Annotated in this window: 10 protein-coding genes; 1 reads left to right on the plus strand and 9 read right to left on the minus strand. The window is 47.7% G+C overall.

Annotated elements, in window-relative coordinates; translation table 11 throughout:
* Window positions 1-43 precede the first annotated feature (43 nt).
* The 9 genes from IID12_07415 to groES all read right to left on the minus strand — a co-directional run bounded on the left by IID12_07415 (window position 44) and on the right by groES (window position 10316).
* Window positions 44-700, minus strand: coding sequence for a PorT family protein (locus IID12_07415; GenBank protein MCH8288917.1), 657 nt, complete (start codon window positions 698-700; stop codon window positions 44-46).
* A 346-nt stretch (window positions 701-1046) separates the two neighbouring features.
* Window positions 1047-2582: a YifB family Mg chelatase-like AAA ATPase gene (locus tag IID12_07420; protein MCH8288918.1), complete on the minus strand. Its 1536-nt coding sequence runs from the start codon at window positions 2580-2582 to the stop codon at window positions 1047-1049.
* Between the two features lie 23 nt (window positions 2583-2605).
* Window positions 2606-3148, minus strand: a complete 543-nt coding sequence (locus tag IID12_07425; GenBank protein MCH8288919.1) for a hypothetical protein — start codon at window positions 3146-3148, stop codon at window positions 2606-2608.
* 5 nt (window positions 3149-3153) lie between these two features.
* Window positions 3154-4227 carry a flavodoxin-dependent (E)-4-hydroxy-3-methylbut-2-enyl-diphosphate synthase gene (gene ispG / locus IID12_07430; protein MCH8288920.1) on the minus strand — a complete coding sequence of 358 codons (1074 nt, stop codon included), beginning with the start codon at window positions 4225-4227 and terminating at the stop codon, window positions 3154-3156.
* Window positions 4228-4636: 409 nt separating this feature from the next.
* Window positions 4637-5104, minus strand: coding sequence for a hypothetical protein (locus IID12_07435; GenBank protein MCH8288921.1), 468 nt, complete (start codon window positions 5102-5104; stop codon window positions 4637-4639).
* A 13-nt stretch (window positions 5105-5117) separates the two neighbouring features.
* On the minus strand, window positions 5118-5987 hold the full coding sequence (locus IID12_07440) for an MFS transporter (GenBank protein ID MCH8288922.1): 870 nt from the start codon (window positions 5985-5987) through the stop codon (window positions 5118-5120).
* Between the two features lie 138 nt (window positions 5988-6125).
* Window positions 6126-8231 (minus strand): prolyl oligopeptidase family serine peptidase, encoded by a 2106-nt coding sequence (locus IID12_07445; protein MCH8288923.1) that lies wholly within the window; start codon window positions 8229-8231, stop codon window positions 6126-6128.
* Between the two features lie 127 nt (window positions 8232-8358).
* Entirely contained in the window at window positions 8359-9984 is a 1626-nt protein-coding gene (gene groL, locus IID12_07450) for a chaperonin GroEL (protein ID MCH8288924.1), read from the minus strand.
* A 41-nt stretch (window positions 9985-10025) separates the two neighbouring features.
* Complete coding sequence (gene groES, locus IID12_07455) at window positions 10026-10316, minus strand: co-chaperone GroES (GenBank protein MCH8288925.1); 291 nt, start codon at window positions 10314-10316, stop codon at window positions 10026-10028.
* A 237-nt stretch (window positions 10317-10553) separates the two neighbouring features.
* On the opposite strand from groES, the gene IID12_07460 reads away from it, so the two are divergent.
* Window positions 10554-11978: a DASS family sodium-coupled anion symporter gene (locus tag IID12_07460; GenBank protein ID MCH8288926.1), complete on the plus strand. Its 1425-nt coding sequence runs from the start codon at window positions 10554-10556 to the stop codon at window positions 11976-11978.
* Window positions 11979-12142 lie beyond the last annotated feature (164 nt).

Raw genomic sequence — 12142 nt, forward strand, 5'->3', positions numbered from 1 at the left:
GATTTAACCCGCACACTAACTAACGGTTTTCAGACTGTATCAATTAGAAAATGTAGCCGACTGCTACAATAATTCCCTTTGTTTTTACAGCTACGTCATCGCCAGCGGAGTCTATGTCCAATAATCCCAGTGAATATAGTATTTCTCCGTATACTCTGGCATTCCCCATCTCCATCATATAACCTGCACCGACATTGAAGGCGATGTCTGTCGAAGAGAGGTCGTCCTTGACGCTATAACTTGTGTCTGAATCAAAAGTTATTCCAAATATTGTACCACTTATCTTAGCCTCAACGTCCGCACTCATCAATATGCCTATATCCAATCCGCCTATTACATATGGGGTTGTGGCAGTGGTGTTGAATTTATACTGGGCAAGTATCGGAACAGTTAAATATGATAAATTTGTAGAACCATCAACCTTTATTCCTGATTCTTCTGCACTGAATTGCGCTCCTTTTTTGGTAAACGACGCACCGCTTCTTATATTGAGATTGTCATTTACAGGATATTCCAGGAAAGCTCCCAGTGTGAAGCCAGTTTTTGAATCCGATGATACTCCTTCGTCAGGATCAGTTGAAAGATTTGAGATGGTAGCACCTAACGTAGCTCCAAATTTCACTTGAGCCGTTGAGACGCTGATTAGGACAAGAACCAGCGCCATAATACCAATTAAATGGATAATTGATTTTGACATCATTTCACTCCTTTATGGTTTCGTTGATTGAATCGCTTAAAATACCGGGCTTCTGTTATAAACTTACATTCTCCCCTCAAGAGAAAGCAAATATACTGCATTATTGAATGAAATATTTTATAGACTTATCAAAGTTATTCCAGTTTACTATAGAAACGCAAGCTAAATATATCGTGTAGAAGTGTTATTTCTACATAGCATTTGTAACGCAAGAACTCGAACAAATCTTTCTGAACCAGCAGCATCCTGTCGGGGGAGTCCTTCGTGACCTTCGGGAAAAACGGTTCGCGTAAGTAATTCGACATTTCAGTGTCCCCTGACTAAAGTCAGGGGTTAACAAGATTTTAAATCAATTCCAGAGTTGCCGGTCGAGTGTCCTGTATTGTATCGCTTCCGAGATGAATTCCGGTTTGATATCGGCAGAGCCTTCGAGGTCGGCGATGGTGCGCCCGACTTTCAGTATCCGGTCGTAAGCCCGAGCGGAGAGTCCGAGTTTATTTATCGCTGTTCGGAGAAGCTCGTCGCCGCTTTCGTCTATTTTACAGTAGTTCCGAATCTGTTTCGTTTCCATCTGAGCGTTTGTGTGCAGACCTTTCACGTCCTTGAATCGTTCCGACTGCACGTCCCTCGCCCGTTCGATCCGCTCGCGAATGGCGGCAGACGGTTCGCCTTTTTCCTTGCTGGAGAGTTCGGAGTACTTAACTGCCGGTACGTCGATATGTATATCTATCCTGTCGAGCAGCGGTCCCGATATTCGTTTCATGTAGTTATGAATCTCACGCGTAGTGCAGCTGCAATCGTTGTTCGGATCGGTATAATAACCGCACGGGCATGGGTTCATCGCAGAGGAAAGAAGTATATTACAGGGATATGTCAATGACATCGCCGCCCTCGAGATAGTTACGGATCCATCTTCAAGCGGTTGACGGAGAACTTCGAGAACACTTTTTCCGAACTCGGGGAGCTCGTCGAGGAATAAAACCCCGTTGTGGGAGAGACTCACCTCCCCCGGTTTGGGCACGCTTCCGCCGCCGACAAGCCCCGCTTCGCTGACAGTGTGATGCGGCGAACGGAAAGGTCTCGTTGCTATCAAACCCCTATCGGGAGGAAGAAGTCCCATGACCGAATGAATCATTGTCGTCTCGATCGCCTCTTCGATCCGAAGGTCGGGCAGTATGCTCGGAAGCCGTTTTGCGAGCATAGTTTTTCCGCTCCCCGGAGGTCCTATCATGATGATATTATGGCCACCTGCGGCTGCCACTTCAAGCGCTCGTTTAACGTGCGCCTGTCCCTTCACGTCGGAGAAATCCGTCTCATATTTTCGCGCTATCTTCATAATCGATTCAAGATCGACAGTCAGGGGTGTCAATTCCTTTTCTCCCTTCAGAAACTCCACTGTCTCTTCGAGAGACTCGACGGGAAATACAGGTATTTCGCCCGCTACAGCCGCTTCCTCTGCGTTTTGCTTAGGGAGTATGATCCCGCCCAGTTTTTTCTTCCCCGCCATTACAGCTATGTTGAGAGCGCCGCGTATTGGTCTGAGTCCTCCCTGAAGACTCAGTTCGCCCAAGATCAGGTGGTTTTCGAGCATTTCGGAGGAAAGGATTCCGCTCGCCGAGAGTATTCCGACGGCAATCGGCAGGTCGAAAGCCGAGCCCTCCTTCTTTACGTCGGCGGGAGCGAGATTGACGGTAATCTTTTTATTCGGAAACCGATAACCGGAGTTCTTGATCGCCGCTGTAACACGCTCCCTGCTCTCCTTGACCGCGGCATCGGGGAGACCGACAGTAGTAAACTGCGGCAGCTGCGAATCAAGGTGTGATTCCACGTCAACGACATACGCCTCAACCCCGAGAACCGCTGCGCTCAATACTTTAGAGACCATTCCGACTTTCAGTTCCCTTTCCATCAGAAAAGCCTGAAGCCGAGTACGGCGGCGGTCGCAAAAAGAGTTGCCTGACCGAGCTTCCAATACCATTTTTTGTCTTCGCGTTTTTCAAACCGCTTGACGTAGAGTTCGATCTCTTCGTCCATAGTCGGGCTCAACATCAGCGTATCCGCACCGCTGTTATAGGTCAAGAAATAAACTTCGCCCGGAGTTATGCTTTTATATCGGGGGAGATAGAAATGAAGTACCATTTGCTTTCCGGGATAGATTTCATTAACGATATAGTCATAATCGAATAGGGCAGCCGTTATTGAATTCCCGTAACGGTCGATAAAAAGATTATCCGCTGCCGGCTCGAAGGTGATGAACCTGTCGTCGCGGAAATTCATGAGTTGCAAATCAATAACAGAGAGTTCGGTTACTTTACCCACAACAGTTATGTTTTCTTTTGTGGAGTAAAGATATATCTTAAAACTGGAGCGGGTCGATTCTTCCGCTTCCTGAGCGGGAGAAGTGTTATAAAAAAATAATAAGCATATGGATATCTGAAGAGTAACCCGCAATTATCTCAGTGGTTGTTCGAGTAGCTTTCTATTTCTTCTATAAGCCTTTCCACCGCATCCTCTTCAGGGATCTTGCCAATCGATTCACCGTCCCTGTACAGCAGCGCTTCATGCTTTCCGCACGCAATTCCGATATCAGCCTCGCGTGATTCACCGGGACCGTTGACAGCGCAGCCCATAATCGCAACTTTCATCGGTGTCTTTATATGCTCCGTACGTTCTTCAACTTCATTCGCTATCTTAAAAAGGTCAACCTCAAGCCTCCCGCACGTGGGGCAGGCAATTACCGTTACTCCCCCGCTCGCCAAACCGATCGATTTCAGAATTTCCTTTGCAACTTTCACTTCTTTTACGGAATCGTCCGCTAAAGATACCCGAATAGTGTCGCCTATTCCATCGGCGAGAAGAGAGCCCATCCCGACAGCCGATTTGATACTTCCGGTTTTGTACGTTCCCGCTTCGGTTACTCCGAGGTGCAGCGGATAATCATATTTTTCGGAAAACAGCCTGTACGAAGCCATCATAAGCGCAACGTCGGACGATTTCAGCGATACGATAATATCCGTAAATCCGTTCTCCTCGCATATATCGATATGCTTAGAAGCCGATTCAAGCATCCCTTCAGGTGTAGGATAACCATTCTTTTCTATTATCTCCTTTTCGAGTGAGCCGGCGTTGACGCCTATGCGAATCGGCACTCCCCTATCTTTACAGCCGTCAAGAACGGCCTTTACATTTTCAGCTTTTCCGATGTTGCCCGGATTTATGCGAATCTTATCAACTCCCGCCTCAAGCGCGAGCAGCGCCATCTTATAATTGAAATGAATATCCGCCACGAGCGGAACGGACATCTCCGCCTTAATTTTCGGCAGCGCTGATGCCGATGCTTCGTCCGGCACCGTCACCCTGATTATCTGACATCCTGCTTCCTCAAGGGCGTGTATCTCTTTCAGTGTCTCTTTCAGATTCCAGGTCTTCGTCGTAGTCATCGACTGTATGCTGACCGGCGCGTCTCCACCTACCGGAACATCGCCGACCATCACCTGGCGTGTTTTACGCCTCTTTATTTCTAAATCCATTCGGGTCCTTTCTAAAGGATTTGTTCTATCGTTACGGGATGAAATTAACTGTTTATTTGTAATAATAGCAAGGAGATATGTGCTAAGACTCTCACATTCGATTATCTACTGCGAATGGAGTGTGTTAGGAGCTCTGCCAATAAGAAAAATATCAAAAGGGCGTGAACGCCCTGGTGTAGATTGTTGTTGATCTTCATCCCAGCCATAAATGGCTGGGCTAATTAGCTGAAACCTCCCGCCGATGGCGGGAATTTGCCTCTTAGTTAGAGGGGATCAAAAGGAATATTCTTTATGAAATTTTCACTCAATTTACTTTGCGATATAGACGGGATCAATGCACCCCCTCCTTCCTAAGGAGGGGGCAGGGGGTGGTTTCTCTTGAAATTTCTATCGAGCGAAAGGGAGAAATTTATTCTTTATCGTCCACCAGACCCCTCGGCGGAATTTCGAGTCCTTCCGTGATCCCGTCCTGACCGTGAACGGGGCTCCAATCTTCGCTTCCCATCTTATCGCCCCGTCTCTTTTTATAGCTGAATAAGAAGACGAACCAGAGGAACGCCGGAAGAAGAGGAACCAGCGCCAGATTGAAAGCTACTTCTCTCGGAGTAAGATTGAGGTTGTCTAACGCCCATCCGACCACAACGGTTGAGAGGGAGAATATTGCCGTAAATATAGCCAATTCCAGAGCGAAGAATCTCCCTCTGAATCTGTCCTCTACCTCTATATGAGCAAGCGTGGTACTGAAAAACCAGAGAGAGGCGCCTCCAAAAGTACCCGTAAAAACGAATATGGACGCTGTCCAGATATCGGGAGACAGGCTGAACATTATAAACGAGAGAGAGATCATCAGGTAGCCGACGCCGATACTCCTTCTCATCACCCTCGGGCTTTCACCGAAATAATTTCTTATAAGAATCGGACCAACGAAAGCCCCGGCTCCCCGCATCGCATACAGATATCCAAGCGCAGCCGTAGAGCTTAAAAGGGTCGTTCGTATATACCCTTTCGGTGAATATCGGAAGGAGCGTCAATAATCCACCGCTCAATGCGAGCCCCGGCTTGACGAAAATAAGTCCGGTTCTGTACAAATCGTCCTTCACATACTTTATCCCGGCGATCAGCTGCTTTATCCCCGCTCCTTTCTCTTTACTCTCTTCATGGTCAGCAGCTTTGAGTGATGGAATCTGATAGATAAAATACGCCGACAGAAAAAACGTACCGGAATCAACGACAAAAGCCAAATCTCTGCCGATAAGTGCCGTAACGAGTCCACCGACAGCCGCACCGATCGCAAGCATTGCCGACCAGGTGCTTCCCGCGAGTGCGTTTGCGGCGACCAACTCACTTCGCTTGGTGATATTGGGAATTACAGCGGTTCTCGCCGGTTCGAAAAAACTGCCGAGCACCATCTGCAAAACCATCAATGAATATGCGATCCAGAGATGATCTTTGGAAGTCATGAATATAAAACCGAGGACAAGCACTCCCCGGAGAATGTCTGTCCAGATCATTATCTTCTTTCTGTCGAACCGGTCAACAATTACACCGGCATAAGGTCCTACAAAAAAGTTCGGGAGAAGCTTGGCAATCAAGACTCCGGCAATCGCCTGTCCGGTTCCCGACAGTTCGATAATAAGACCATACAGAGCAATCGTGTTGAACCAGTCACCGAGGTTACTGACGAGTTGACCGAGCCAGAGCTTCCGGAAATCGGGGTTGCCCCTGATCAACTCCCAGTATGTTATTTTCTTACGGGACATCTGTTCCGGTTAATTTTCTTTCAAGTAGGAACGAATCCGTTCTCCGCTGGAGAATGCTATGTGCGAGTCAGGATTTATCCTGACCGAACAATTGTTGATGCGTCAGGACAAGTCCTGACTGCCACAATAAGCTGTCTCTCATTTATTCCGGACGTGTATCTCCATAAAATTCAGAATTCGCGTATATTCATCTGTCCATGCTTCCGCCGTTTTGAATGAATGCGCTTCCTTCGGATAGATCATGAGTTCAAAATCTTTCCCTCCGTCGATGAGTTTCTGTACAAGCTGTACAGCGTCCTGAAACTGAACGTTGGCATCGAGGACGCCGTGAAGGAGCAGCAGCGGCGATTTGAGATTATCGATGAAATGAATCGGTGAAGAACGCTCGTACGCCTCTTTGTTTTCTTCGGGTAAACCGAGTCGTTTAGCTGTGTAGAACGGATTGCTGTAGTAGTAATTCACCCAGTCGGTGACAGAACGAAGACCGGCGCCGGCGGCGAAGAGTTCAGGCTCTTTTGCCAGAGCCATTATCGCCATAAAACCGCCATAGGAGCCGCCGTATATCCCTATCCGTTCCTCATCGATAAAACCCTCGTCCATACCCCATTTGACGCCGGAAACTATATCGTCGAGATCGAGACCGCCGAGATGCATGTAAACGTCGGTGCGCCAGTTACGCCCGTACCCCGCGCTCCCCCGGTAATCGACGTCCATGACGACATACCCGCGCCTGTTCAAAACCGTATGAAACATGAATTCACGCCAGTAGTGGGTCCATCCCTTCGTGACGTTTTGACGATATCCGGCGCCGTGTACGAAGATAATTGTCGGATACTCTTTTCCCGGCTGGAACTCCTGAGGTTTATACAGATTTGCGCGAATGTTTTTTCCGTCCACGTGGCTTTTGAATTCGACTATCTCCGGTATCGTCCAGTTATGATCGGCGTAATCTTCGGGAACCGTATTTGTGATCTGCACCGGGACGGCTCCCTCCTCTAAACTCAAGGCGTATATTTCAGGCGGCTGACCCTGATTATCGTGGAAATACACTACCGTGGACCGATCGTCGGAGAGCTCTGCGCCGCTGTTGTAGCCCCTTTCGGTGTTGAGTTTCCTTCGTTTTTTCTCCTTTACGTTCAAAAGATAAAAATGTCTTTCGGATAACTCCTCTTCGTTTGAAGCGAAAAACAGCTCTTCATCCGATAGCCACTCGAATTCCTGCACTTCCCACTTGCCTTTGGTCAATCTTTTGTTCTTCTTTTTGTTCGTTTCATTGAGATAAAGGTGATTCCAGCCGTCCTTTTCTGAGGAGATCAGGAGATTCTTTCCAGACGGGGACCATAGGGCTGTCAGGCGCGGTCCGCCGATCCATTTATCGTCTTTTTCTTCCCAGACCTCTTTCCAGATTTTTTCCTTCAAGCGATAAACAAATATTTTTCTCGTATGAAAATCGACAGAGACAAGATGAGCATACAGCATATTGGAATCGTCCGACCAGCGGAATTGAAAAATTCTGTACTTTTCTTCCCAGGGAGGCTTAATCCATTTTACTTCAGCGTTTCCGTCAACCTCGACCAAACCGATTTTCCCCGAACCTACGCCCCTTTTTGACGATTTCGGTTCGACGGTTTCCGGCAGATAATCCGCCCAGTGCATCTCCCAATGATCGCTTTCGCTTACTCTTTTGAACAAGAATCTTGTGCCGTCCGGAGAAAGGGTGCCTTCGTAATCAGCCTCGTTCTCATCCGGCTTTTCCGTTATCTGAATGTAGGCGCCGCCGTCGAGAGGCAGGATACGATAACTTTTATCATAGCGGTATAAAATACCATTTCCATCGTTCGTCCAACTGACTGAAGATTCAATGCCGGGTGTTTTAGTTAATTGATTCGACTCTCTCTTGCTCAGGTCAAAAATATGTATGTCTTCCTCTGACGTATAAAGAAGCCTGTTACCGTCGGTGTGCCATGAAATATTCTTCGCGCTTCCGGGAATTCCTTCCACTGTCTCACTCTCTCCGGTTTTTGTGTTTGCGAGAAACAGCTCCCAATCGTGATTCCCGCTTTCATCGATAAAGTACAGGAGTCTGCTGCCGTCAGGGGAAATTGAGGATATTCTTGCTCTTTCACCGGAGATTGACGGAATCGCCATAATTTTTGCCACCGTGAGTGAATCGCTTCCGTACGCAATTGTAAATCCTAATAAATGAAACGATAATATCGTACGAATGATGCTTTTTATTATCACCGGAGCTCCGTTATGTTTGGTTGATGACGCCTAATATCAGGCTTTTCTTCTTCAGATGCAAACCATTGGAAATGGCAAACAAAAAACCCCGCCTGTAGAGACGGGGTTTAAGTAATGATTCGAGCGTTTAATACATTCCGCCCATTCCACCCGGAGGCATCGGGGGCCCGGAACTCTCTTTTTCAGGTTCTTCTGCGATTACGGCTTCCGTGGTTATCATCAATCCCGCTACAGAAGCGGCATTCTCTAACGCTGTCCGCGCAACCTTCGTCGGGTCGATGACGCCGTCTGCAATCAAGGGAACGAACTTCTCACTTGCAGCATTAAAGCCGAAATCGTCTTTTCCGTCCTTAACTTTCTGAGCAACTATAGAGCCTTCCCAACCTGCATTCTCGGCTATCTTGCGAAGGGGGCTTTCAAGCGCCCTGCGAACAATGTCCACGCCGACCCTCTGATCACCCGTCACTTTTAACTTATCGAGGGATTTCAGCGCACGGATATACGCTACACCGCCGCCGGGAATTATACCCTCCTGGACCGCCGCTCGAGTGGCATGAAGCGCATCCTCGACTCGCGCTTTCTTATCTTTCATCTCAATTTCGGTCGCCGCGCCGACGCTGAGAACCGCTACGCCGCCAGCAAGTTTCGCCAGGCGTTCCTGAAGTTTTTCTTTATCGTAATCCGACGTGGAAGATTCAACCTGAGACTTGAGTTGATTGATCCTTGCCTTAATATCCTCGGATTTTCCGCCACCCTCGACTATCGTAGTGTTGTCCTTGTCTATCGTTATCCGTTTAGCCTGACCAAGGTACGATGTAGTCGCATTTTCGAGTTTGAAGCCTCTTTCCTCGGAAATGACTGTACCACCGGTCAGTACAGCGATATCTTCAAGCATAGATTTACGCCTATCGCCAAATCCCGGAGCCTTGACGGCAGCTATCTTCAGAGTGCCTCTGAGTTTGTTTACGACAATGGTAGCAAGCGCCTCTCCGTCTACGTCCTCCGAAATTATCAGGAGCGGTTTACCGAGCTGAGACACTTTCTCAAGAATCGGGAGAAGATCTTTCATATTGCTTATCTTCTTGTCATGTATGAGAATGTAGGGCTCCTCTAATATCGCTTCCATGCTGTCTGCATTTGTCACGAAATACGGAGAGAGATACCCGCGGTCGAACTGCATACCTTCTACGACCTCTAATGAGGTATCGGTAGATTTTGCCTCTTCGACAGTAATGACCCCGTCCTTTCCGACCTTTTCCATAGCATCGGCTATCAGGTCGCCTATTTCCTGGTCGTTATTAGCAGAAATGCTTCCGACCTGAGCGATCTCTTCCCTGCCCGGAAGCGGTTTGCTCATCTTGTGAAGCTCGGCTACGACAGCCGTTACGGCGATGTCAATACCCCGTTTCAAATCCATCGGATTTGACCCGGCAGCAACATTTTTGAGGCCTTCGTTAAGTATAGCCTGCGCCAATATTGTTGCAGTCGTTGTACCGTCACCCGCTACGTCAGACGTCTTGGAAGCTACTTCCCTGACCATCTGAGCGCCTATGTTTTCCATTTCATCTTTTAATTCGATTTCTTTGGCAACCGTAACACCGTCTTTCGTAATGGTGGGCGCACCAAATTTTTTCTCAAGGACGACGTTTCGTCCTTTCGGTCCGAGCGTTACCGCTACAGCCCTGGCCAGTTTATCAACACCGGCTTTCAGCTTCATGCGGGCTTCGGATTCAAATTCAATATTCTTTGCCATTTTTAATTATTCTCCTTTTTTATCAATTCGTGCACGGCGGTTTATATAACAGCGAGAATGTCGCTTTCGCGCATTATTAGGTATTCCTCGCCGCCGAGAGTGATCTCATTGCCCGAATACTTGCCGTAAAGCACTTTGTCACCGACTTTTACTTCAGGTTTGATCAACTCGCCGCTATCCGAAGTTTTACCCGCTCCGAGAGCTACTATTTTCCCTTTTTGGGGTTTTTCCTGTACTGTATCCGGCAGAATAATTCCGCCTTCACTCTTCTCCTCAGCCGCATCCGGTTGGACAACTACTCTGTCAGCCAAAGGTTTGATTTTTAATGCCATTTTCGGTCCTCCGTTATTACGTAACCCATTGTTATTTCAATTCTTACCGCGATTAGCACTCTAACTGGTAGTCTGCTACCGCAGCCTTGTAATATATAGTGTTTTCGACAGGTTACAAGCTTTTTTTACTGCTTCTTATATAAATTTATATGAGTCATTTCATCTCTGTTTCTTTCATGAAAAAGTTCTTAACTTTTCAACGGATTTTCATACATTATGCTTCATCAGGATGGGAAAATGAACATATTATCTTCATACACTAAAGAGCCTTATCTGAAACTTACGATCTGTTTCTTGTTGGGTCTGATCCTCTGGTATTTTCCGGTTTCCGATTCTATCCCTGTCAAGGGGTGGCATCTCTTCTCTGTCTTTATTCCGGTGATATTCAGCTTCATCCTCCGCCCGTTCCCCATGGGGGCTATGGTGATATTCGGACTGATGACGCTTATGCTGACAAAAACCCTCACCGTCGATGAAGCGCTCAGCGGGTACGGAAACTCCACCGTATGGCTGGTTGTTGCAGCGTTTCTGATAGCCGGGTCTGTTATCAAAACCGGGTTCGGACGGAGGATAGCGCTTTTATTAGTGAGTAAATTGGGTAAAACAACCCTTGGATTGGGCTATGCGATAACGGGAGCCGAACTGATCTTAGGACCTGTGGTTCCGTCAAACACCGCCCGCGGAGGGGGTATCCTTGCTCCCATAACGCGGTCGCTTTCCGAAGCTCTTGATTCTTTCCCGGAGGATAAACCGGAAAGAGCGGGCGAGTTTCTTACAACACTCGGGGCACACGCAAACCTCATAACCGCGGCGATGTTTCTAACCGGCATGGCGGCGAACCCCGTCCTTGCCGAGTCGGCGAAAGTCATTTTCGGAATTGAATTTACGTGGGGGATGTGGGCGTTAGGCGCTATTGTGCCGGGATTAGTCGGGTTAGCATTGCTTCCGCCCTTCATAAAACTATTAACAAAACCTTCTCTAACCGATACGGCGGCAGCTCATGGAAAAGCGGAATCGGAGCTCAGGCAGATGGGTGCGTGGAAAGCAAATGAAAAGATTATGGGAATTATTTTCGTATTTCTCCTCCTGCTCTGGTCGACAAAAGCTGTTCACGGTATGGGCACTACGCTCACCGCATGGATAGGCGTTTCTATCCTGCTCATCACAAAAACTCAGGATTGGAATGACATCGCCCGCAATTCACAAGCATGGGACACGCTCGTCTGGCTCGGAGGGCTGCTCACAATGGCCAACATGCTTAAAAACTACGGTATGGTCGACTGGTTCGCAAATGAGATGCAGCTCGCTGTATCCGGTTTAAACGGTCTGACTGTCGTAATAGTATTAGCCCTGATTTACTTTTACAGCATGTATTTCTTTTCAATGCTCACGGCGCATATTTTTGCCCTCGCTGCAGCTTTTTTCATTGTTGCTCTCGGAGCCGGCGCGCCGGTTCTACTCACGATAGCGCTCATGGCTTATTTCTCAAATCTGTGCGCCTGTACTACCAATTATTCAACCGGACCCGTCGTTATTTACTTCGGACTCGGTTACGTTAAGCCCGGCCGATGGTTTTCCATCGGATTTCTTGTCTCGCTATTCCATCTGACTATCTGGTTCACTGTCGGCTTGGGATGGTGGAAGATTCTCGGCTGGTGGTAATTGATAAAATATCAAACGGATTTTTGGTAGTCAGGACTTGTCCTGACACCATCCGATTATTATAATTGCCGGCAGTAAGAAAAAATCCGCCAACAGAGCAAAAGTGATCGAAATCATGGTTAGCAATCCCATTGATGAATTATAATCGAAAGATGATGGCGAAG

The organism is Candidatus Neomarinimicrobiota bacterium (genome assembly GCA_022567655.1).
GTDB lineage: Bacteria > Fidelibacterota > SORT01 > SORT01 > SORT01 > JADFGO01.

Bases quoted from the DNA above. Each gene is read 5' to 3' on its own strand.
- groES (MCH8288925.1), bottom strand. From the start codon at position 10,316: ATGGCATTAAAAATCAAACCTTTGGCTGACAGAGTAGTTGTCCAACCG.
- IID12_07460 (MCH8288926.1), top strand. From the start codon at position 10,554: ATGAACATATTATCTTCATACACTAAAGAGCCTTATCTGAAACTTACG.
- ispG (MCH8288920.1), bottom strand. From the start codon at position 4,227: ATGGATTTAGAAATAAAGAGGCGTAAAACACGCCAGGTGATGGTCGGC.
- IID12_07435 (MCH8288921.1), bottom strand. From the start codon at position 5,104: ATGAGAAGGAGTATCGGCGTCGGCTACCTGATGATCTCTCTCTCGTTT.
- IID12_07440 (MCH8288922.1), bottom strand. From the start codon at position 5,987: ATGTCCCGTAAGAAAATAACATACTGGGAGTTGATCAGGGGCAACCCC.
- IID12_07415 (MCH8288917.1), bottom strand. From the start codon at position 700: ATGATGTCAAAATCAATTATCCATTTAATTGGTATTATGGCGCTGGTT.
- IID12_07420 (MCH8288918.1), bottom strand. From the start codon at position 2,582: ATGGTCTCTAAAGTATTGAGCGCAGCGGTTCTCGGGGTTGAGGCGTAT.
- groL (MCH8288924.1), bottom strand. From the start codon at position 9,984: ATGGCAAAGAATATTGAATTTGAATCCGAAGCCCGCATGAAGCTGAAA.